This is a genomic window from Chryseobacterium sp. CG10_8, from assembly GCF_058117085.1.
In genome coordinates, this window is sequence record NZ_JBYVEB010000033.1 from 1 (window position 1) to 23,954 (window position 23,954).

General features: G+C 35.5%; 19 protein-coding genes. 10 read left to right on the forward strand and 9 right to left on the reverse strand.

Going from position 1 to position 23,954, the window contains the following annotated elements; translation table 11 throughout:
* The coding region (locus AC4AGG_RS07360) for a hypothetical protein (protein ID WP_489771347.1) at positions 1 to 457 on the reverse strand (457 nt) is incomplete at its 3' end.
* A 137-nt stretch (positions 458 to 594) separates the two neighbouring features.
* Positions 595 to 1,641 (reverse strand): transglutaminase domain-containing protein, encoded by a 1,047-nt coding sequence (locus AC4AGG_RS07365; RefSeq protein ID WP_489771348.1) that lies wholly within the window; start codon positions 1,639 to 1,641, stop codon positions 595 to 597.
* A gap of 267 nt (positions 1,642 to 1,908) precedes the next feature.
* Between AC4AGG_RS07365 and AC4AGG_RS07370 the strand changes: the two genes are divergently transcribed.
* The 9 genes from AC4AGG_RS07370 to AC4AGG_RS07410 all read left to right on the forward strand — a co-directional run bounded on the left by AC4AGG_RS07370 (position 1,909) and on the right by AC4AGG_RS07410 (position 15,348).
* Positions 1,909 to 3,261, forward strand: a complete 1,353-nt coding sequence (locus AC4AGG_RS07370) for a sigma-54-dependent transcriptional regulator (RefSeq protein ID WP_489771349.1) — start codon at positions 1,909 to 1,911, stop codon at positions 3,259 to 3,261.
* Between the two features lie 3 nt (positions 3,262 to 3,264).
* Positions 3,265 to 4,404 carry an FIST signal transduction protein gene (locus AC4AGG_RS07375; protein WP_489771350.1) on the forward strand — a complete coding sequence of 380 codons (1,140 nt, stop codon included), beginning with the start codon at positions 3,265 to 3,267 and terminating at the stop codon, positions 4,402 to 4,404.
* A 2-nt stretch (positions 4,405 to 4,406) separates the two neighbouring features.
* On the forward strand, positions 4,407 to 7,976 hold the full coding sequence (locus AC4AGG_RS07380; protein WP_489771351.1) for a PAS domain S-box protein: 3,570 nt from the start codon (positions 4,407 to 4,409) through the stop codon (positions 7,974 to 7,976).
* 133 nt (positions 7,977 to 8,109) lie between these two features.
* Positions 8,110 to 8,553, forward strand: coding sequence for a response regulator (locus tag AC4AGG_RS07385; RefSeq protein ID WP_489771352.1), 444 nt, complete (start codon positions 8,110 to 8,112; stop codon positions 8,551 to 8,553).
* A gap of 1,073 nt (positions 8,554 to 9,626) precedes the next feature.
* Positions 9,627 to 11,090, forward strand: coding sequence for a hypothetical protein (locus AC4AGG_RS07390; protein WP_489771353.1), 1,464 nt, complete (start codon positions 9,627 to 9,629; stop codon positions 11,088 to 11,090).
* A 360-nt stretch (positions 11,091 to 11,450) separates the two neighbouring features.
* Positions 11,451 to 13,217 carry a DNA mismatch repair endonuclease MutL gene (gene mutL, locus AC4AGG_RS07395; protein ID WP_489771354.1) on the forward strand — a complete coding sequence of 589 codons (1,767 nt, stop codon included), beginning with the start codon at positions 11,451 to 11,453 and terminating at the stop codon, positions 13,215 to 13,217.
* 5 nt (positions 13,218 to 13,222) lie between these two features.
* Positions 13,223 to 13,987 carry a rhomboid family intramembrane serine protease gene (locus AC4AGG_RS07400; RefSeq protein WP_489771355.1) on the forward strand — a complete coding sequence of 255 codons (765 nt, stop codon included), beginning with the start codon at positions 13,223 to 13,225 and terminating at the stop codon, positions 13,985 to 13,987.
* Between the two features lie 6 nt (positions 13,988 to 13,993).
* Positions 13,994 to 14,998, forward strand: coding sequence for an endonuclease/exonuclease/phosphatase family protein (locus AC4AGG_RS07405; RefSeq protein ID WP_489771356.1), 1,005 nt, complete (start codon positions 13,994 to 13,996; stop codon positions 14,996 to 14,998).
* Positions 14,995 to 15,348: a hypothetical protein gene (locus AC4AGG_RS07410; protein ID WP_489771357.1), complete on the forward strand. Its 354-nt coding sequence runs from the start codon at positions 14,995 to 14,997 to the stop codon at positions 15,346 to 15,348. Before AC4AGG_RS07405 ends, AC4AGG_RS07410 begins: the two co-directional genes overlap by 4 nt.
* A gap of 12 nt (positions 15,349 to 15,360) precedes the next feature.
* Here AC4AGG_RS07410 and AC4AGG_RS07415 read toward each other — a convergent pair whose 3' ends face one another.
* Positions 15,361 to 16,881, reverse strand: coding sequence for a GH3 auxin-responsive promoter family protein (locus AC4AGG_RS07415; protein ID WP_489771358.1), 1,521 nt, complete (start codon positions 16,879 to 16,881; stop codon positions 15,361 to 15,363).
* Between the two features lie 156 nt (positions 16,882 to 17,037).
* On the opposite strand from AC4AGG_RS07415, the gene AC4AGG_RS07420 reads away from it, so the two are divergent.
* Positions 17,038 to 17,919, forward strand: coding sequence for a cupin-like domain-containing protein (locus AC4AGG_RS07420; protein ID WP_489771359.1), 882 nt, complete (start codon positions 17,038 to 17,040; stop codon positions 17,917 to 17,919).
* A 71-nt stretch (positions 17,920 to 17,990) separates the two neighbouring features.
* Here the strand turns inward: AC4AGG_RS07420 and AC4AGG_RS07425 are convergent, their stop codons facing one another.
* The 6 genes from AC4AGG_RS07425 to AC4AGG_RS07450 form a co-directional block, all read right to left on the reverse strand.
* Positions 17,991 to 18,899, reverse strand: a complete 909-nt coding sequence (locus AC4AGG_RS07425) for an NAD(+)/NADH kinase (protein ID WP_489771360.1) — start codon at positions 18,897 to 18,899, stop codon at positions 17,991 to 17,993.
* A gap of 37 nt (positions 18,900 to 18,936) precedes the next feature.
* Complete coding sequence (locus tag AC4AGG_RS07430) at positions 18,937 to 19,914, reverse strand: SPFH domain-containing protein (protein ID WP_489771361.1); 978 nt, start codon at positions 19,912 to 19,914, stop codon at positions 18,937 to 18,939.
* A 252-nt stretch (positions 19,915 to 20,166) separates the two neighbouring features.
* The gene (lepA, locus tag AC4AGG_RS07435) at positions 20,167 to 21,963 is read right to left on the reverse strand and encodes a translation elongation factor 4 (protein WP_489771362.1); all 1,797 of its coding nucleotides are present in this window, start codon (positions 21,961 to 21,963) and stop codon (positions 20,167 to 20,169) included.
* A 137-nt stretch (positions 21,964 to 22,100) separates the two neighbouring features.
* On the reverse strand, positions 22,101 to 22,754 hold the full coding sequence (locus AC4AGG_RS07440; RefSeq protein ID WP_489771363.1) for a hypothetical protein: 654 nt from the start codon (positions 22,752 to 22,754) through the stop codon (positions 22,101 to 22,103).
* Positions 22,755 to 22,776: 22 nt separating this feature from the next.
* Complete coding sequence (locus AC4AGG_RS07445; protein WP_489771364.1) at positions 22,777 to 23,334, reverse strand: hypothetical protein; 558 nt, start codon at positions 23,332 to 23,334, stop codon at positions 22,777 to 22,779.
* 4 nt (positions 23,335 to 23,338) lie between these two features.
* The gene (locus AC4AGG_RS07450; RefSeq protein ID WP_489771365.1) at positions 23,339 to 23,896 is read right to left on the reverse strand and encodes an RNA polymerase sigma factor; all 558 of its coding nucleotides are present in this window, start codon (positions 23,894 to 23,896) and stop codon (positions 23,339 to 23,341) included.
* Between the last annotated feature and the right edge of the window lie 58 nt (positions 23,897 to 23,954).

Genomic DNA, 23,954 nt, shown 5'->3' on the forward strand with positions numbered 1-23,954 from the left:
ATATTTCTTTGTCGCCAGAATAGGTATACTTGTCCAGAATATATCTAAATCCATTTTTCTCATATTCTGCAATTAGATTAACATCTAAGTCAACAACACTTTGTTTGTCTACATTGGATGGAGGAATACTTATTTTATAGTTAAGGGCATCGTATAAAAAATCAGAATAATTCTCAAATTTATTTCCATAACTTTTTTGATAAAGTGTATATAGTTGATCTGCGTTTACAATTATTATTTTCTCGGGATAATCTGTACTTTTTAAGAATAAAAACGCCTGAAAACGCCCAACATTTACATCAGATATATCAACTAAACTACCGTCAAGATTGGCTCCTCTATTTCTATTAAACGTTAAGTCTTCCTTCTTGAAAATCTCTAAAAATTCATCATTTTGCTTATTTTTCTGACACGAAAACAGAAATAATATTAACAAGATAAAATAATGCGCTTTCATATTTCATAGAATTTTACAACTAGGTAAGTTTAAAAGCATTCTTCCACTTACATAATCGTTAAAGTAGAGAAAAAACGCAAGTTACTAAGTAATGGAAATTTTTTTTAATTTTCATCAAAAAACGCAGAAAGAACAGATTACTCCAACCTCAAAATCCCAAGGACATCTTCAGACATAAATTTTCCGCCAGGATACTTGGCTGTATAATCCATATTTAGCCAAATATTACCTTCTTCATCGATATGATAATGAAGATCTTGTCCTTTGCTTTCCTTTTCGAATAACTTGGTTCTAATAATAAAGTTGACAACATCTAAGTCATCTTTTTTTCCTATCAATAATTCGGGATAAAGATGTCCCGTGGTGTGAACCAACCTCGGAACACCTCCTACAGATTTGATACACGCTGCCATCAAAATCGAATAGTCATCGCAATCACCCGAAAGATGCTGAATAGATTCGCTTGCCTTCGCATAATACTCTCTACTTTTTGGGTCACTAACATAATTCCATTTGGACTTGATTTCTTTGAAAATTGCAAAACTCTGAATGGTCGTATGATAATCAAAATACTCCTTGGTATACGGCTGAAACTCTTTAGTTAGAGAAAGCGCATAATTTCTAACAACAGGATTCTCGTAATCAATTGATTTTTCAATCTCAGACTTATTTCGGAAGGGAGCTAACACTTCTTCTGCAAGGCTCACTTGCTGAGGATTATTAGCCATAGTATATAACATCGCCTTGTAATCTTCATAAACGCGACCAAATCCAAAACTTTCCCCAAAAAAACTACCATAAGAAAGCACGGCTATTCCAATGAGAAAGGCTCCCATGACTAGAAATTTGAATTTTTTAAGAACCAGCCTAATGATTAACAAAATGCTAAGTCCAAGTAGAATTCGATCCAAATGAAATATCCAGTTGAGATCAGGGATAGTCTTGTAGCAAAGAAGAAAAACGGGTATCGCCAAAATCCAGCTTAAGACATTAATCGTAATCCTTATAATAGATGAGTCTTCTCGTTGATTCTCTTCTTCTGATTTCTGCTTTTCCTCTTCAGTCCGATCATCCATCTCAAAAGCTCTATTGCACTTGGGACAAGTGAACATAATATGCTTACCAACGGGAACGCTCATTTTCTCGCAGCAATCTGGACATTCAATTATCATTTTCTTTGACATTCCTGTTTTTTCTTTTTTTTTAAATTTAGACTAAATCCTACTGTAATAACCCATCCCTTTTATGTATAAATTTTTTACTTATTCCCAAAAAAGAAGAATATTACAGATATTAGTCTTTCAAATATACAATCCTTTTGCAAATATTTTCCCTTTCCAAATAGGATTTTGAACTCTTCTATCGTGAAAATCAGGTCCTAAAATGTAACTTAAGACTTAAAATTTTTATCTCATAATATTTAATATATTTGTTTACAGGTTCTATTTGTAATGAAAGCACTAAAAATATTCATAGTTGAGGACGATCCATTTTTTGGTGAACTCTTAAAGTATCATCTTTCTCTTAATGATGATTACGATATTCACCTATTTAATAACGCCAAAGACTGTCTGTCGCATCTGTATCTTAATCCAGATGTGATTTGTATAGATTTCGGTCTGCCAGATATGAGAGGAGATGTCCTTTTCAAAAGATTGAAAGAAATTAATCCCAAAACTCATTTGATTGTAATCAGCGGGCAAGAAGATATAGAAGTGGCAATTAATTTCCTCAAGTCAGGAGCTCATGATTATATTGTAAAAGGCGACCACACCAAAGAGTTACTTTGGAATAGCCTAATCAAGCTCAATGAAAATATTTCATTAAAAAATGAAGTTGAAGAACTGAAAGAAGAACTTGAGAAAAAATACACGTTCGAAAACACCATTATTGGACAAAGCCAAACGCTGAAAGAGGTTTTTAAGAAAATCAGCAAAGCCGTCAAAACCAATATTAATGTGTCCATCACTGGAGAAACAGGAACGGGTAAAGAAGTTGTGGCAAAGGCTATCCACTTCAACTCTGACCGAAAAACCAAACCTTTCGTGGCGGTTAATATGGCCGCAATACCAAAAGATTTAGTTGAAAGCGAATTCTTTGGGTATGAGAAAGGAGCCTTTACAGGTGCTGACAGTAGAAGTATTGGTAAATTTGAGCAAGCAAATAAAGGAACCTTATTTTTGGATGAAATTGCAGAACTGGATATCAATCTCCAAAGCAAGCTGCTAAGAGCACTGCAAGAGAGAGAAATCACCAGGCTGGGTGGAACAGAGAAAATTAAATTCGATGCTCGACTAATTATTGCAACTCATAAAATTCTTGCGGAAGAAGTCAAAAAAGGGACCTTTCGAGAGGATCTTTACTACAGAATTGTTGGATTGCCGATTGACCTTCCTCCATTGAGAGAAAGAGAACAAGATGTTCTTCTTTTGGCAAAACATTTTATGGATCTTTTTGCAAAAGAGAACAAAATGAAGTCTAAAACACTCTCTCCTGAGTCTAAAACCAAATTGATGAAATATCCATTTCCTGGAAATGTGAGAGAGCTGAAGTCCGTTATCGACTTGGCTTGTGTAATGGCAGATGACAATATAATTCTTCCTGAGGATATTAACTTTAACCCTATCGCAAATAAGGATGAACTGTTTTTCTCTGGTGAAAAAACACTGAAAAATCATACAGACGAAATCATTTTGCACTACCTCAAAAAAAATAATAACAACGTCCTTAAGACTGCTAAAATTTTAGATATAGGAAAATCAACCATATATAATCTGTTGAACGAGAGAAAAGAAGAATTGTAAACAATGAAGGTTGCTAAACTGTTATACGAACAAGGAGTATGGACAAAGACGTCCAATCCCGATTCTTTGGATTACAAAGAAGCAGAACTCGTTATTGGTTTTGGTGACAGAAATCTACTCACAGAAGAGTTTTATGATAAACTCAAATCTTTGTTTCCAAAAGCTAACATCTCTCTATCTTCCTCTTCAGGAGAAATATTTCGCAAAGAAGTTTTTACAAACTCTGTTACGGTTACAGCACTCAAATTTCAATCTTCAACAACAAAAGCCGCAGAAGTCAACATCAAAGACTTTAACAATAGTTCGGATGCGGGAAAAGCACTCATAGAGAAACTAATTGATAGAGACCTCAAATGGATTTTTGTAATATCCGATGGAAGCAGCGTCAATGGAAGCGAACTAGTGAAAGGTATTAATTTGGTTCGTCCTTACCACGTTTTGGTATCTGGTGGTCTTGCAGGAGACGGAATCGCATTTGAGAAAACGGTCGTTGGCTTAAATAAAGTTCCAGAATCTGGAAACATCGTTGCCTTCGGGTTCTATGGCGATAATTTGCGAATTTCTCACGCCGTTTCTGGTGGTTGGGAAGGTTTTGGAATGGAAAAAACAGTCACCAAATCCATTGGAAATTGTCTGTACGAAATAGATGGCAAAAACGTAATTACACTTTATAAAAAATATTTAGGGAAATATGCCGAACAATTACCTGGTTCTGCGCTACTTTTTCCACTATCACTTAAGCTAGAGAAAGAAAAATCATCGGTTGTGAGAACTATTTTGTCCATTGACGAAGTAGAAAATAAAATGGTCTTTGCTGGCGAGATTCCAGAAGGCAGCAAAGTTCGTTTCATGAAGGCCAATCTCGACATTCTAATTGATGCAGCAAACATTGCTGCACAACATTGTCTAGATATAGAGCCGGTTCCACCAAAACTTTCTATATTAGTGAGCTGTGTTGGAAGAAGGATTATTCTTGGTAACAGAACTTCAGAAGAAGTAGACACTATTGTGGATGTTTTCGGGCAAAATACTGCAATTGTTGGTTTCTACTCCTATGGAGAAATTAGTCCAAATCTTCCTTTTGAGAACAGTGAGCTTCATAACCAAACCATCACTATTACTGGTATTAACGAAATTATCTGACCATGGAAATCCATAAGCTGTTGTCCAAGCAAATTCAGAAATTATTACCTGAAGGCTATTCTCAGGATCCAAAATTTCAACCTTTTCTTAATGCTATTAATGAATCCTATGTGTCTTTTGAAAGAGATAAGGAGTTGATGAATCATGCCTTTGATCAGAGCGAAGAAGAGTATCAAGATTTACTAAAAGATTTACATAGAGAAAACGAGCAAAAACAAAACTCCATCTCAAAACTTTACTCTTCCTTACGTACACTTGACAAGGACCTTAAGTCTTTCCAGTCCGAAAATCTAGAAGAATTAGCAGAGTACTTTTCTGCACAGATTAGTAAAAGAAAAGCTGTAGAAGACGAGCTCAACAAACAGTTCTTGTTTCAGAGGCTTTTGATGCATATTTCTTCTGAATACATCAGTATTCCTTTTGAAGAAATCAGTTCTGGTATCGACGCTTCCCTTCAAGAACTTGCAGAATATGTTGGTGCTGACAGAGCCTATATATTTGATTATAATTTCGAAATGGGCATCTGTCGTAACACCTACGAATATTGTGCAGAAGGAGTAACTCCTCAAATTGATGAACTCCAAAATCTCCCTTTAGATGTCATTCCAGAGTGGGTGGAGACCACTATTGCTGGTGAACATATTAATATTGCCGACGTTTCCGCACTAGAAGATGGTAATCTCAAAGAGATTCTTTCTTCTCAGGATATCCAAAGTTTACTGGTCGTTCCCATGATGCAGCGTGGAAAATGTGTCGGCTTTGCTGGTTTTGACTCTGTTAAAAGAAAATACGAGTATAGTAAGATTGAAGCCGAGCTTTTAACATTATTTGCTAATGTTGTAGCCAATGCACAGCAAAGATTCTCCATGGAGAGCAAGTTGACAAGAACGGTAGAACTCCTCAAAACACTTTTGGCGAATCTACAATATGGGATCCTCGTTGAAGACGAAAACCGCAAAATCCTTTTCTCTAATGATTTATTTTGCAAAATGTTTCAGATTCCTAGTTTTGCAAGTGATTTGGAAGGAGTTGACTGCAGTAATTTTGCTGAAGAAGCTAAAAATCACTTTGTTGATGAGGATAATTTTATACAAAAAATTGATACCAGCTTAAAGAATAAAGTAATTGTCACCAATGAGCTTCTAGAGACCAAAGACGGGCGTTTTTTTGAAAGAGATTACATTCCAATTTTTATTGATTCCTACTACAGAGGTCACCTTTGGAAGTATAACGACATCACGACAAGGGTAATTACCCAACAATTGCTCGAACAAAGTGAAGAGCGAAATCGATTAATAATGGGCTCTGCAATTAACGCCATTATCAATATAGATTGCAAGGGGAAAATTACTTTTTGGAACAAAAGTTCTGAAATAATTTTTGGTTGGAAAAAAGAGGAAGTCCTTGGAAAAAAACTATCAGAAACAATTATTCCTGAACGCTATAAAGAAGCCCACGAAAAGGGTCTAGAAAGATTTCTAGAAAATAGAAAAAGTGCCATCCTCAATCAGCAAATGGAGATGCCTGCAATCAAAAAAAGCGGTGAAGAATTTCCAACAGAAATATCGATTATACCTATCGAACAGGATGGCAAAACATTCTTCTGCTCCTTCATCCAAGATATCTCAATACGTAAAAAAGCAGAAAACAATCTTAAAATTCAGGAAGAAAAATACCGTAATATTATTGCCAACATGAATCTTGGACTTCTTGAAGTAGACACAGATGAAACCATTCTGTATGCAAATCAAAGTTTTTGTGACGTGTCAGGCTTTAACCTAGATGAAATCTTAGGTAAAAAACCAGCTGATTTATTCGTGAGCCACGAGAACAATCAGGCGATTCTTAATCATCAGATTGAGCTCAGAAGCAATGGTATTTCAAGTCAGTTTCAACTACCTGTCAAGAACAAAAGAGGAGAGTTAAGATGGTGGGTAATAAGTGGTGCTCCTAATTATGATGATAAAGGAAACCTTATTGGGTCTATCGGAATCCATTTGGACATCACCGAGCAGAAAAGACTTCAAGAGGAATACAAAAAAGAAAAAGAAAAAGCTCAAGAAGCTTCAAGGGCCAAAGAAGCTTTCTTGGCCAATATGAGTCATGAAATACGAACTCCACTCAATGCAATTATCGGATTTTTGAGAGAACTTTCTAGACAGCAACTCACAGACCTTCAGGCAAAATATGTGGAAAACTCCTCAATTGCTTCTCAACATTTGCTTTCTATTATTAATAACATTTTAGATATATCAAAAATCGAAGCGGGAGAAATGGCTTTGGCGCACAAGGAATTCTCGCTACAGCAAAGCATCAAAAATGTAATCGCGATTCTCCACCCGAAAGTCGAACAGAAAAAGATAAAATTAATATCCATGTGCGATGATTCCGTCTCTAGTTCATTTCTTGGAGACGCGTTGAAAATCGAACAAATTCTTTTCAACCTCATAGGAAATTCGTTGAAATTTATTAACGAAGGAAAGATAACAGTTTCTTGTAGTCTAATTGAAAACCGCTCTAATGAGCAAAAGATAAAAATATCTGTTTCCGATACAGGTATTGGGATGAATAAGGATTTCATCGATAAAATATTCAAAAAATTCTATCAGGAAGACGAAACCATTGCAAGAAGATTTGGTGGAACAGGTCTTGGAATGGCCATTACCAACGAGTTGGTTAAGTTGATGAAAGGCTCTATTGAAATCGAAAGCGAAAAAAACAAAGGAACGACAATAGATATTGTTTTGACTTTAGAAAAAGATTTCAAAGCAGATATCCAAAAACAAGAACTCACCCAAAACAACTCTCTAGAAGGAATCAAAATTTTATTGGTGGAAGATAATGAACTCAATCGTATGGTTGCCAATAATACTTTGCAAAACTTCAATTGCGTTGTAACCGAGGCGGAAGACGGCAATGAAGCCATTGAGATTCTTAAAAACAAAACATTTGATGTCATCTTAATGGACATCCAAATGCCCGAACTAGATGGTATCGAGACCACAAAAATCCTAAGAGAGCAATACAAATTGGACACTCCTATCATAGCGTTGACAGCCAATGCCTTCCGATCAGAAATCGAAAAATGCAAAGCTGCGGGAATGGATGATTACATTACCAAGCCTTTCACAGAAGAAATATTAATGGAATCTCTGCAGCGGTATGCAAAAGGAGATTATCGACACTTTGGCAAAAGGGAAAACACAAACCAACAACAAAACGGCGAATCCAATCAACTTTATAATCTTAGTTCGATAAGAAATCTAAGCCGCGGTAATGAAGATTTTGTAAAGAAAATGCTTTCCATTTTTATCGATCAGACAGAGTCTATTCTTCCAGAAATACAGTCCCTTTTCAAAACTCATGATTACCTAGAAATTTCTAAACTCATCCACAAAATGAAGCCCAGCATCGATAATCTTGGCATAAGCGACATCATGGATGACGTTAGATTTGTGGAAAAAGAAGCAAAAGAAGACAACCCTGATCACATTTCCTTGTTTTCCAGTTATTTAAAAATCGAGAAAACTCTAAAAAAAGTAATTCTACAGCTCAAAAAAGAACTAAAATAAAAACTCTATTTCATCCGATTTTTGGATTTATTTCCAATTTTTGGATTTTTGGCAAAATAAAACGAGTTGACTATCAACATCTTGCATTTTGGTCTTATTTCTGTTATACTGAATTTGAAAAAAACAACACTCAGTGAAACAAAAAACTAAATTCAAGTTTTTTATAGTAGACGATGATGTCTTTATAATTAATGTATATGAGCAATATTTGAAAAATATCGGATACGAAGATATAACAGCATTCAACGACGGAAAAGAATGTCTAGACCATCTTCACCTAAATCCCGATATTATAATTTTGGATCATGGATTACATGAAATTACAGGATTAGAGGTTCTTAATAAAATAAAGCGAATCAATCCTAATATCTACGTCATCATGATTTCAGGCCAGGAGGATGCCAATGTTGCAGCGGAATCAATGAAACACGGAGCGTTTGATTATATAGTTAAAAACAAGTTAGCTTGTAAAAGATTACAAGAAACAATAGAACGGATAGAGAAGATCCTTTTAGAATTCAGAAACGATAAGAACAGCAATGGTGGTTCTTGGGGAAATTTCAAATATGGATTGTAAGACTTTTCTTCCATATAAAAATCATGGCGACATGGTTTGTAGCGATAGTCCTTTTTTTGTGTTTTTTTATTTTCTATAGCTGTGAACGATTTGTCGCCATTTTTTAGAACGCCTAGAGGAAGGTTAAAAAGATAAAAAACTTTAAAAATTAATTAAAATTAAGATCATTTCTAACAAGGATTGTATATGTAAGAATAACATGGCGACATGGTTAATTGCGATAGTACTTTTTTGTGTTTTTTTTATTCTCTATCGCAGGGAGCAAGGTGTCGCCATTTTTGTGTCCTTTAATGAGGTTACAACAAAAATTGATTTTAATCGATACTTGATAAAAATCAAATTATTCCCTTCGAGGAATATTAAAAACTTGGCGACATAGTTTGCAGTGGTAGTACTTTTTTGTGTTTTTTTTATTTTTCTATCACCAATAACAACATGTCGCCATTTTTTTAAAAAGTAGAAACAAGATTTTTTTCATAATACAGTAATTACCCTAGAGCTCATTTTCTAGGGTATTTTAGTGTTTAGGCTATTTGAGATATTGAAAACGCCTATCCCCTTCCTTCATAGCGCTAAAAATAGTACAAATCATCTTTTACTCGCCTCAACAGTCTTTTCTAAACTAATAAAAATCAAAAATTAAAACGCCAAAAAATGGAGATCAAAACCTATTCTTTTATTCCAAAAAATGGACGTCCGTTTTTTCTATGATTTAAAAATTAAAAAAATGCGAAACATCCAGAATCTCCCTTCTCCAAGACGTTCCGTTGCTTTGTATTGATTAAAAATAAAAACTAAATTTCAAAATATACTCTATTTTTTTCATCTTTTTGCTATCATTACATGGACGATTTATAGGATATCTATTTCGCTCTCAAAGCGCTAACCATGCTAACTTCACCGACTTCAGTTTTAACTGGAGTAGCGCAATTCCCTCAACCGTTGTTCCAAAATATACATCGTTTCCAAAATATGGACTCTTTTTTAAATGTGACAAAAACTTATACATCTACAAATCAAACAGTTAGATGTTTTGGCTTAAAATTCCTAATACTCCAATCAAATATCTCGTTATGAAAACTATATTTGAGATTTTAGGATTAAATATATCCGAAGAACAACAACACGATTATAACAAGTTACGTATACAGTACATCAACAATCCTGACGGAAGTCCACGTTGGATATGGAATGCTAAAAATGCGAAAGCCCTCTTTTTGAAATTCTACATACCTAATGGATTCAAAGGAAAATTCTTTCAGGCTTGGGTACAATTGGTGTTTTTTCTTGGCCTACAAGATTTATTCTTCAAGTCAAAAACACTCTACGTACAACAGACTAAGGAAAAGCCTTTCTTTGAAATTAATTCAGAATGGGCACTCTTTTCCAAGCCTGCAGGAACTCAGCATAAGCTAATGATGTTCACCGATAGATTCTTTTACAAGATTTCAGTCTCGGAAGAAGATAAAAAGAGTAATGGAACAGAACTAGAGATTATTTCACTCCTTAACAACAAAACCAGACATTATTTAGAAATTCCAGAGGTCGAAGAAGTAGATGAAGAAGTAATAAAAGTGAGCGATGTTTCAGAAAACGGAAAGCACTGGAACAAAATAACTTACCTCCACGTCTATACCCTTTTCGAAATGAGTAGAGTAGCTCAAGGCACAACTGATATAGCAAACTGGACTTTGTTTAAAGATCTGAATAAGAAATTTTCGAAAATAGCTGACAAACGTTTACCTGACGGAATGGTCAGAAAATTGAGAGTTCTTATTAGCACGGTGGAAGATACTGACCAAGTTGAACTCGTCTTCTCACATGGCGATTTTACGAGCAGAAATACCTATATAACGGACAAGAAAGTATTGTCAGTAGTTAATTGGGAAAACGCCTCTTCTTATCTTCCAAAAGGCTATGACTTCTTCCATTTCATCATTCAAAATGGTGCACTGGCTGAAAAAAAGAGCTGGAAAGAAATCTATGCTGAGATTCTAGATAAAAACGGAATTACCTTTAACTTTAAAGAAAAGGAACTTCATCAATTGTTAAAATATTATTTGATTATCAACATACTACAGTCACTGCAGGTATATACCATAGAAGAAAACTGGAACTCAGGAATCTATCGACTATTTGCTGTGTGGAATGAAGCGCTTAACCACTTCGTGGAAGAAACAAGCGAGAACAAATCGACCATCGTTTCTGATTTTTTCGACTTCGTAAAAAAAGAAAAATATGCAACCGTAAAATTCTCTGACTTGTACGCTAGTCAATCACAAGAATCAAGTATTGATTTATTGATTGGCAAAGAGAGTATAGAGTCTATCTCTAGCTACCTTAGCAAACATCAGATGGTACAATCGGTCATCATTGATAAAAAACAGTTCGTGACTGGCTTACATATCCTTACAGCAGACGGCAATTTTTTAGACATCAACTTTATCCACCAACCAAAATGGGACTTGTTGAAAATCTTTAAAAGAGAAAGGATTCCCAATTTCGAACCACCAAGAAAAACCCTTCAATTATATTAAATTTAGATTGTTCACATAAATTAGAAAAATAGATTAAATGATAATAAATTAGTGTCAAAACCAGGTAAGCAATTACCTAATCCTCATAGAAAGCAATCAAACACCAAGACACATAAGTCTATTTTCTCCACGCTCACCCGCAATAACATTTTGATAGTTTTAGTTGTTGCAGAGCGTGGATTTTTTTTGCCAATATCAGCCTAACTCAGTTAGGCTAGCATATATACTTAATCCTAAAAGGATACTCAAGTCCCTGCGAAAAAGGATTCATCTTTAGGATTTCCTTTTTTTCTTTAGCGGATATTCTTCATAAAGTTTTTAATCCTGCTACAATTCTTTACTTTTGTAATTATTTTGAATATGTCAGATATCATTCAACTTCTTCCTGATCACGTAGCCAACCAAATTGCGGCTGGCGAGGTAGTACAAAGACCAGCTTCTATTGTTAAGGAGCTGTTAGAAAATGCTATTGACGCTGGTGCTACGGAAATCCAGTTGATGATACGAGATGCAGGAAAAAATCTAATCCAAGTCGTTGACAATGGGGTGGGAATGTCAGAAACTGATGCTAGAATGGCCTTCGAAAGACATGCTACCTCCAAAATTAGAACTACTGATGATATTTTCCATATTTCTACCAAAGGATTTCGTGGTGAAGCTTTGGCTTCTATTGCCGCAGTAGCTCAAGTAGATCTGAAAACAAAAAAACATGACGCCAAAGTAGGAAGTAACATCTACATAGAGGGAGGCGAATTGCAGTTTCAAGAGCCAATACAAACCTCGGAAGGTTCTAATTTTCAGGTTAAAAACTTATTTTATAACGTTCCAGCAAGAAGAAAATTTCTTAAGAAAGATACAGTCGAATTCCGACACATTATTGACGAATTTCAAAGAGTGGCATTAGCCCACGAGAATGTAGGATTTTCCTTTTATCAAGATGATGAAGTTATTTTTCAACTTAGAAAAGGGAATCAGATGCAACGTATCGTTGATATCTTTGGTCGCAAATTACAACCTCTTTTGGTTCCAATTAAAGAAGATATGGGCTGGATTCAGCTTAACGGTTTTGTTGCAAAACCGGAAGGAGCTAAGAAAACAAGAGGAGAACAATTCTTTTTTGTTAACGGCAGATTTTTTAAAAGTGCTTATTTTAACAAAGCTATTCAAGAAGCGTTTGAAGGGTTACTTTTACCAGGATATAATCCCTCCTATTTCCTCTATCTCGAATTAGATCCCGACAAAATAGACGTCAATATCCACCCTCAAAAAACGGAGGTGAAATTTGAAGACGACCATTTGATTTTTGCTTTATTTCGATCTACCATCAAAAAAGCTTTGGGAATCTATAATGTAGCGCCAAGTTTGGACTTTGATAAAGATCCTAATATTGAGGCTTTCTTCCAGCAATCATCGAAGAAATCAGCTCCTATCAAAATGCCAGAAATTACGGTGAGTCGCGATTATAATCCTTTTGCTGAAGAAATTGATCAAAAACCGGTTGATACGCAAAGCTTTGCTCACGACTACCATCATAATATCTCCGCCGAACCTTCAAAAATTAATCTCTTTGAAGATGAAGATTTCGATGAAGATCTCATGAGGCTTCCTAATGGATATTGGCTAATGAATCGCAATGGAAAAAGCTTGATGTTGGATCTTGGTCGAATGAGCAGATTGATTATTTCTGAGAGAAACAAAGAAAAAACAAAGACCAGCAAAAGTCAAGCGCTCTTATTCTCGATGGAATACCACATGAATGAAATCGAAAAGCAAAAGTACAAGTCCATCAAAAAGTACTTGCCTGAGTTGGGCTTCGACATGAAGATTGCACACGAAAACGTGCTTCGGATAGATGCTATTCCAGAAGGATTAAAAGAAACAAAGGTTCTCTTATTTCTAGAAAATCTCTTCGAAATATTGGAGTATAAGACAGAGGAGGAATTCATGATGTTTTATCAGCATCAGTGGAATAAGATGCAGAGTAAGTCACGATTTGATTTTATATATAAATATGATGCAGAGCAAGTTATTAAAGACTTCTCCGATATAGGCTTCCCCGAGTTTTTGCCGAACGGGAAACGATGCTATTATGAACTTCCTTTGGAAGAACTGAAAAACAAATTTTAAAAACTATGAACCAACAACTAACTCCAGTTACGAAAGCAATAATCATCATTAATGTAGTTGTCTATCTGATCGCCAATTTCCTGCCTTTGGGAAATTATGACCTTTATAATATTCTTTCGGCGTTCTACCCTTTCTCTCCCAACTTTCACTACTGGCAAGTTCTAACACACATGTTCATGCACGCCCCTTTTGCTGGCGGTTATGGGGTCACCCATATTCTTTTCAATATGTTTACCTTGTATAGTTTTGGACCTGTTTTAGAAAGAACTTTGGGAGAACGAAAATTCACACTTTTATACTTTATTAGTGGGTTAGGAGCATTTATTCTATTTAACATTTGGAATTTTTATGAAGTTCAGACTATTACAAATGCATTAGAATCTCTCGGAATTAATGTTGCTGAAATCTATCATAAAGCCAATATTAATTATACCGGAAGCTTAACCATCACTGCTCCAACAAATGAAGGAATACAGCTATCTCAACAGTTGTATGCATCATTAAGAACACCGATGCTTGGTGCGTCAGGAGCAATATTTGGTGTTGTTGCAGCTTTTGCTACACTATTTCCAGATGCGAAGCTGATTTTCTTATTTATTCCCTTTCCGATAAAGGCTAAATATTTGCTTCCTCTTATTGTTTTTGGCTCAATATATTTGGGTTTTAGTGGACAAGTTGGAGGAGTAGCTCATTTTGCCCATGTTGGAGGAGCCGTTGTCGGATTCTTAATGGCCAGATACTGGAAAAAAAATCGATACAGGATTAATTAGTAGTTAATGAGGTTAATCAGATTTTTTTTACTCTTTTCCCATGTTATTATTATGGGGCTTTTATTGATGGTACTGCTTAACAAGGTAGTCCCGCCAAGCGTTTTTCCCTACTTTAATTTCTTGGCTTTAGCCTTCCCAATCTTAATGCCAATTCACGTTATTTTACTGCTATTCTGGGCCGCTAAAAGAAAGAAAAAAAGGGTAACCTTTTTCATCATTTGTTCCCTGCCTCTTATTAATCCAACCAGAAGATGGGTGAATTTTTCTTTTGATAAAGAAGGCAAAGAGAATATGACGCTACTGACATTCAATATAAAGAACGGATATGGAAGATCTAACGATAAAGTAGATTCTTTGGAATCATCATCTCATTATGATCTTCTTCTCTTCCAAGAAGCGGGTTACAAACAACTACAACTAAAGAAACCGTATTTGTTTTCTGAAACCGAATCAGAAATAGTTAATTCGTTTAGTAGGTTCCCAATTGAAAAACATGAAATAATAATTAAACCTGGTGAACAAAATAAGGGAAGCGCAAATTTCATAGATGTTAATATCAATGGTAAAAAAATCCGCGTAATTAACATCTATCTTAACTCATTCTTTGTCTTAAAAGACATGGTGAAACCAAGTGATGAATTAACTGAAAACGAACAAAAATACAAGCGGCTTATTCGTCTAATGACGAAAAATTTCAAAACACATGAAGAGGAAATCAAAACCATTCTCCCTTATATCAAGAACTCCCCTTATCCCGTAATTGTTACTGGAGACTTCAATTCGGTTCCTAATTCTTACGAATATTTTCAGTTTAATAAATTATTAAAAGATACCTTTGTTGAAAGCGGAAACGGAAGCGCAACCTCGTTCCATGATTTTAAATTCCCTATAAGAATTGATTATGTTTGGGTGTCAAAAGACATTAAAAGCAGTAGTTATAAAGTTGATCGGACTGTAAAATTTTCTGACCATTATCCCGTTGTTGTACAATTAGAAATTCCCAAAAAATGAAACATTTTACCTACATACTTTTACTTGGTTTGATTTTAACAACAGCTTGTAATAAAAACCGAAATGTTCAACCAGAACCAGAAAGTGATTATGCTACGGTTCCATATGACACCACAGCGATCGATTCCTTCTCGGATGGGGCAGCTTCGGTTGACGTGGCAAGACAAATCAAACAATCGTCAGTAGCTTACCAAGATTCTGTCAAAAATGCTATTATCGAACAGGAAAAACTTCGTCTAGAACAAGAGAAAAAGAAGAAAGAGGAAGAGGAAAAAAAGAAGTCTGAAGAAAAAGCTAAAAAAGAAGAGGAGAAAAAACCAACAACTGAGCCTACAACAACGTCAGAATAAGCATCCCTACCACTACAAACCGTTATTCATTTCCAAGAGGACATCAATATACTCTCGGTCATTACTTAGCCTTGGAACTTTGTTTTGCCCTCCAAGTTTGCCTCTAGACTCCATCCATCGATAAAACAGTTTTTCTTTGGCTTTATGAACTACCGGCTTTTTCAGAGTCATATCATTATATCGCTTCGCTTCGTAATCGGAGTTGATGCGTTTTAATTCTTCGTCAAAAAGATTTATAAACTGCTCAAAATCTGTAGGTTCTTTTGAAAATTCAAAAATCCATTCATGGGCGCCACTCTCCTTCCCTACCATAAAAATCGGTGCTCCCGTATAATCAGATATCATGGCTTCTGTTGCTTCACAAGCCTTAGACAGGGCTGCTTCAACATTATCAATCATGAGCTCTTCACCAAAAGCATTAATGTAGTGCTTTGTTCTTCCAGAAATTTTTATTCGGAATGGATTCAAAGAAGTAAAATACACAGTATCCCCAATCATATACCTCCAAAGTCCACCATTGGTACTAATCACCAAAGCATAGTTTTTGCCCAATTCGACATTCTCCAAAGTATAGGTTCTCGGATGCTCTTTTTGCAAATCCTCGATAGGGATAAATTCGTAAAAAATTCCGTAATCTAGCATTAACAACAACTCATCGCTATTACTCTGATCCTGAATACCGAAGAAGCCTTCAGAAGCATTGTAGATTTCGTAATAATTGATATTACTTCCAATGACGTTTTTGTATAGTTCTTTATAAGGCTTGAAGCTAATTCCTCCATGAAAGAAAACCTCCAAACTTGGCCAAACCTCAGAAATAGATTCCTTCCCCGTCTCATTAAGAACTCGCTGCAATAACACCATCATCCAACTTGGTACACCAGTTAAACTTCCAACTTCCGCATTTTTTACTTCCGAAACGATAGCCTTAAGCTTCGCTTCCCATTCTCCCATTAACGAAACTTTTCGGCTTGGTGTTGTGGTAATCTCAACCCAAAAAGGCAAATTTTCTATTAAAATCGCAGAAAGGTCACCAAACTTAGTGTTGAACTCAGCATACATTTCTGCACTTCCTCCCAAACGGAGGTTTTTATAGGCAAATAGTTGATTTTCTGGATGATTGTTCACATATATTGAAACTAAATCTTTACCTGCCTTGAAATGACAGTCATGAAGACTTTCCTCAGAAATAGGGATGAATTTGCTTTTCGCATTAGTTGTGCCTGACGATTTTGCAAATTGTCGGATCACTCCTGGCCAAAAAACATCTGATTTCCCCTGTCTTGCTTTTTCAATGTACGGTTCGAATTGTTCATAAGAAACTATGGGAACATTGTTCTTAAAATGCTCATAACTAGATATCGAACTGAAGCCATGCAACTTACCATACTCTGTGTCTTCCGCTTGAAACAGATTAGAAAATAGAATTCCGTTCTGAGTATCAATCGGATAATGAATAAATTGTTCTATCTGGTCTATTCTTCTCTTAATAAACCAGTTAACCACAGAATTGAAAAGTGCCTTCGTCGCCATTAGGACAAAGATAGCATTTTATGAGAAATTTTTTTAGTCCCAAAAGAAGAAAACCATCTTTTTTAAACGCACAACAATTTTACCTATTTCTTTATCTGCTACAATTTTAGATTTTATAAAAAAAGTAATAATTTTGCTATTTAAAACTAATGAATAATGGGACTTAACCTAAAACCAATTGATGTCGTTAATGACATTAGCCAAGAGGATTTTTTCGAGAAATATCTTAAGCCCGGAAAACCAGTTGTCATCAAGAATATGGCTCGCAAGTGGCCTGCTTATAAAAAATGGAACCTCGATTACATGAAGCAAGTAGTTGGAGACGTGGAAGTTCCTCTGTATGATTCGTCCAAAGCTGATCCTTCTGCTCCAATTAATGCTTCTGCTGCAAAAATGAAGTTTACGGATTATATCGACCTCATTGACCGTGAACCAACAGATTTAAGAATTTTCCTATTTGACCCAATTAAATTTGCTCCTTCCCTACTAGAAGATTACGTTTTCCCAAAAGAATTAATGGGTGGTTTTTTGGATAAATATCCTAATATGTTTTTTGGTGGAAAAGGATCTGTAACCTTCTTGCATTTTGATATCGATATGGCTCATATTTTCCATACTCATTTCAATGGGAGAAAGCACATTTTATTATTTGATTACAAATGGAAAGAACGTCTATATCAGATTCCTTATGCTACTTACTCACTAGAAGATTTTGACATTTCTAATCCTGATTTCGAAAAATTCCCAGCTTTAGATGGCGTGGAAGGAATCGAATGTTTTCTGGAACATGGTGATACCTTATTTATGCCAACAGGATGGTGGCATTGGATGAAATACTTGGACGGAAGTTTTTCTATTTCTCTTCGTGCTTGGGACAAATCTTGGGCAGTTAAAGCGCACTCTCTTTGGAACCTTACGGTACAAAGAAATTTTGATAACTTCATGAAAAGACGTTATAAAAGCAAATACATGGACTGGAAGGAAGGCCTCGCCATCAAACGTGCTAATGAAGCTCTGAAAAAAGGGTTGCCGAGATAATATCTATTCAAATAAAAAAGGCTTTTAATCTGAGATTAAAAGCTTTTTTATTTGTGTGATTCCATTTTTTTTTAATTCAGCACCAAAACGGCTTCTTGGTCGGATAATTTGATGGTGGCAACAGCACCGGAATTAAAGTGTAGAAAATCTTGTTCAATCCCATCACTGAAAATAAATCCGTTATTAGGCATTATAGATTCTACCACCAATTGTTGTCCTTTTTTAATGAGGCCACCACAAATTCCTGCTTGAGATTTTTTGCTTTTAAAGGGTTCTCTCACTGCAAAATACAAATCATTTTCATTCAGTTTTGGATATTTTTCGTTAGGAACGCCTAAAATCCCAAAAGCCATATTGAAAATAGAACTCAACCAACCTGTACTTCCTGTTTTGGTGGAAATAATAATTCCGCTGGAAGAATGTTGCTCTTCTTTTCCGTTTACCAAGATTTTATATCGCGCCGAACTGTGCGAAGAAACACCAACAAACAAATCGTTAACCGCCAAAAGACGTTGTCCATCGTTAAGTGTCACCTCAGCAAATTTCATTTTACGATGTTTGAAACTATCATTGATTACCGACTGTACTCCTTTGATAAAATTATCCGAATTAAAAGGTAACAAAACACCATCGTACCTCTCCTCATCTGGATTAACCGCAATCATCGGAATCCCTTTGGAGTATTTGGAAACATTGGCAACCAAACCATCCTGACCCACCACAACAATCAATTGATTTTCGGAAAAAATATAGGATGGGAGAAAATCTCTTTCAACAATTTTATTTTTCAAAATTTTTGAAAGTTGAGTTTGAACTTTCATGAAAGATTGATGAAAACGGTCGTGTTCCGTAACATATTCTTCAAAATCTCCTCCCGAACTTTCGATATAGAACTTCGCCTGCGCTTGGGTGTTGAAACGTTCCACCAACATTTCGAGGCGGGTTTTGTTCTTGATGAGGATGGCGTATTCTATTTTCATTGTTGTGGTCTTTAGTTGGAATATTAGATTGGTTTTATCAAGCTTTTTCGGTTAAAATGCTTTGTAATAAATCTGGTGAAATATTGAGGTTTCCAATTTTTTGAGCATTTTCTGCTAATTCTCTAAAAGCTAAAGCCATATTATTTTTAGCACTCCCGTTTCCATTCAGTGCGCTAAGCACTCTCCAATCAAGGTCTTTGTAAGGTTTTAGAGATGCTTCTATCGCATAACCTTTAGTTTCCGCCTCTTTTCTATCGTTTTCAGTTTTCTGCTCAATGAGTTCTTTCCTTTGATTTTCCACTGAAATATCCGCAGAAATTTTCATCTCTCTAAGGGTTCTATCATTCTCCTGTTTCTGCACTTCGGATTCCATTTTCTTTTCGGCAATTTGTTTTTGCTTTTCTTCCACCGCAATCTCTGTATTCAATTCAGATTCTTTAATCTTTCTCTCTTGTTCAACGGCAAAATTCCTTCTTTCGTAAACCGCTTCATCAGCCTGTTGTTGCAATTTTTCGCGAGTTTCGGTTTCCAAAGCTCTTGCCATTTCTGGACTTGCTTGCACTGCTAAAATATTAGCTCCTAAAATTTCAATCCCTAAAAGTTGAATGGCATCAGAAGATTTCAATCCAGCCAAAATATTGTCTTCAATCTTCTTCGCAGAACGAATGGCTTCTTTCAAACTCGTTTCATGGATAAATGAAGAGGTCGAAGTCTGCGCAATGTTAATGATTCTTTGATTCAGTTTTTCTAAATCATTTTTTTTGTAAACGCCTGATTCATTGACCGTAAAGTCCAAGGTATTAGAAAGCATTTGCGGATTGGTAATCTTGTAAGAAATCTGACCTTGAATTTTAACCGTTTGATAATCAAACGTGTTTTCACTAAAAATAAATGGTAAATCGTTACTCCCCATCGGAATGGCAACAATAGAACTATTGGGAGCAAAGTAAAAGAATGATAATCCTCTACCTTCACGAAGAACAATCCCGTTTCTGAAATGTAAAACGTAAGTCATTGAATCGAATTTGATGTGTCTAAAACCGAACATAATTTTAAAATTTTAGATGAAACATTCAGTGATAAAAAAACAACTTTGTGTTATTTATACGCAAATATAAATCAATAAAACAATTGCTTCCAAATTTATTTGTGTAAATTTTACGCTATATTAAATTTTTTAACATAGTTGCTTGATTTTCAATGTTAAAATTTTCCAAAAAAAAGCCACAGAAATTCTGTGGCTATTAATTATGTATAATGGCATTACTTAGTCATTCAACTTCAATACCGCCATAAATGCAGATTGAGGAACTTCTACCCTACCAATTTGCTTCATTTTTTTCTTACCTTCTTTCTGCTTTTCAAGAAGTTTACGTTTACGAGAAATATCACCTCCATAACATTTTGCGGTAACGTCTTTTCTCAAAGCTTTGATGGTTTCTCTTGCAATTACCTTTGCTCCCAATGCGGCTTGTACTGCGATATCAAACTGTTGTCTTGGAATTAATTCACGTAGTTTTTCGCACATCCTTTTTCCGATGTAGTAGGCGTTACTATCGTGGATAAGAGAAGAAAGCGCATCTACCATATCTCCATTAATCAGAATATCCATCTTTACCAATTTCGATGTACGGAAACCAATTGGATGGTAATCAAACGATGCATATCCTTTTGATATTGACTTCAGGCGATCATAAAAATCGAAAACCACCTCAGCTAAAGGCATATTAAAAATCAATTCTACACGCTCCGAAGTCAAATAACTTTGGTTAACGATCTCTCCTCTTTTCTCAATACAAAGAGTCATTACTGGTCCAACAAAATCAGACTTAGTAATAATAGATGCCTTGATATAAGGTTCTTCCACACGATCCAAAACTGTTGGATCAATCATTTCAGAAGGGTTGTTAATTAATATTGGTGTCTCTGGATCTTTCTTGGAGTAACCGTGATATGATACGTTAGGAACTGTTGTAATTACATTCATATTAAACTCACGATCCAATCTTTCCTGAACAATTTCCATGTGAAGCATTCCTAAGAATCCACATCGGAACCCAAATCCAAGTGCCGCTGAACTCTCTGGTTCAAAAACTAAGGATGCATCATTGAGCCTCAACTTTTCAAGGGAGAACCTCAATTCTTCAAAATCCTCAGAATCAATAGGATAAATTCCTGCGAATACCATTGGTTTCACTTCTTCAAATCCATCAATTGGAGCAGCCGCAGGTTTCTCAAAAGAAGTGATGGTGTCACCTACTTTTACTTCGCGAGCATCTTTAATTCCCGAAACAAGATAACCAACATCTCCACATTCTACAGTGCTTTTAGGTACTTGTTTTAGTTTTAAAGTTCCAACTTCATCCGCACCATATTCTTTTCCTGTCGCGAAAAATTTAATTTTCTCGTTTTTAGAAATACTTCCGTTAACTACTTTGAAATAAGCCTCAATCCCTCTGAAAGGATTATAAACAGAGTCAAAAATCAAAGCTTGAAGCGGTCCATTAGGATCTCCAACTGGAGCCGGGATTCTTTTTACAATTTCCTCTAAAAGATGGTGAACGCCCTCTCCTGTTTTTCCTGATACTCTTAAAACATCTTCGTATTCGCAACCAATAAGGTTCATAATTTCATCGGTTACTTCCTCAGGATTTGCTGAAGGAAGATCAATTTTATTAAGAATCGGAATGATGGTTAAGTCGTTTTCTAAAGCCAAGTAAAGATTGCTAATCGTTTGTGCCTGAATACTTTGCGCAGCATCTACAATAAGAAGCGCGCCTTCGCAAGCTGCAATAGAACGAGAAACTTCGTAAGAAAAATCAACGTGTCCTGGTGTATCGATAAGATTAAGAATGTATTTTTCCCCATTGAGTTCATAATCCATTTGGATGGCGTGAGACTTAATGGTAATTCCTCTTTCTTTCTCCAAATCCATGTCGTCCAAAGTTTGAGACTGCAACTCTCTTTGAGTTACAGTATTGGTATATTCCAAAAGTCGGTCTGCCAAAGTGCTTTTTCCGTGGTCAATATGGGCGATAATACAAAAGTTTCTAATGTTTTTCATGTAAATATTTGAAGGTGTGCAAATTTAGTATTTTTAAAGCAAAAAGAAATCATCATCGATAAAAGAAAGGGCTAAAAATAAGAACCTCTGTAAATTATCTATTACAAAGGTTCTCTCAATATTAAAAAACAAACTGTTTATCTTCTAGTTCCCCCACTATTCATCCTTGGAGAACCACCTCCTCTCATAGAAGAAGATGGGCTTCCGCTCCTTGATTGTGGATTAGTCCTTTGCGAAGGGGTTGACATTCTTTGTGATGGCTCTGTAGAACGGGTTCTCATACTCTCTCCATTTCCTCGAGAATTATCTCTTCCCTGACTCTCGTTTCTGCGCTCCATTACCTTGTCTCGCATCATTTTCTCATTTTCGAACATTCTCAATACTTGTTGAGGAGGCATGATTTTTTGGAACTTTTCCGAATATCTTTTTCTGTTATCCATCAATTGCTGTCCTAGTTCAAAACTGTTATCAAGTTCGTTTCTTGCCTGCTCATTAGACATGTCGTTGAACTTGCCAGACTTGAATCTCCTTACAATCTCTTCCTGGCTTTGTTGATATTCTTTATATAAATTCCGGAACTCTTCTTGTTGATTCTGAGGTAAATCCAATTTATCAATCATGACATTTTCCTGATATCTTTGATATAGTTTTTTCTTTTCTTCCTTACTGAGCTTACTAAGATATTCTCTTCTCTGCGCTTCGGTCATCTTACTCAAATCATCATCCTGCGCAGAAATATTTCCCGCGAATAGGAAGAAAAAAGCTAAAAAAATAAAGTGTCTCGTTTTCATCTTTTTGTTGATTTTGAATGAATTAATACAAATCCAAATAGATATCATTTTCACTATTACTTGCTAATGCTGCAATGTCATCATCAGAAAGTGTCGCCAATATCATATCCATTTTCTCTTCAGGATTAAGCTCCTGAGACCTTGTATTAGTGCTCTTGGTTTTGTTATTAGAAGCTATAGAAAATTGTAAATCTCCACTAGAAGTTTTCCTTTCTCCAACAGAGTCTGTATTGTTGACAGTATATGTTTGCCCTTCAGCACTAGAAGACTCAACAACAGAATTAACTTCTGGAGTTACAATGGTTTCATTATTAGTAGTGTCAACATTTTCAGTTGCTTGTGTCGTTGCAAACTGAGAATCCGCAGCGTTACTATTTCTGAATAAAAATGTTCCAGCAAACAAAATAACAATCGCCGCAGCTGCAGAATATACCCACTTCAGGGAAATAATTTTTCCTGTTTTGGCAACTTCCTGAACTTCTGTTTTTTCTATCACTCGATTCTGAACACCTTCAAAAAAGCCTTCTGGCGCTTTGTAAACGTTCTTTCTTTCAAGTTTTTCAATATCAAAATTTTTCATTTTGTTATTCTTCTAAATTTGCATAGTTTTCTTTAACATAGGACTCAATCTTTTGTTTTGCATAATGATAGTTGGTTTTAAGGGTCCCAACTGACATATCCAAAACTTTTGAAATATCTTCGTATGGCAAGTCATCGTAATACCTCATCGTAAATACTAATTTTTGCTTTTCGGGCAACATCTGTATTGCCTTTTGCAACAAAATCTGTATTTCGTCGCCATCCGTCTCCTGCTCTGCAACCAAATTCGCCATGTAATAATCCACATCCTCGTCTGCTTTGTTCATCTTTTTCAATTTGTTGATTTGCTGCAGAGACTCGTTGGTCGCTATTCTGTACAACCATGTGTACAATTTACTTTCTTGTTTGAATTTATCTATATTTTGATACGCTTTTATAAACGTCTCTTGTAATACGTCTTCCGCCAAGCTATGGTCCACGATTAACCTCCTGATGTGCCAATACAACCTGCTTTGATACACGTCCATCATCGCACGAAGACCCTTCTCCCTACTTTGTGGCTTCAGTAGCATCTCAACAATTTCTTCGTCTCTTGGCTTCATGGATTCGTTCTTTGGATTCGAAATTTAATAAAAAGTTAAAAAAGAAATCAATTTTTAG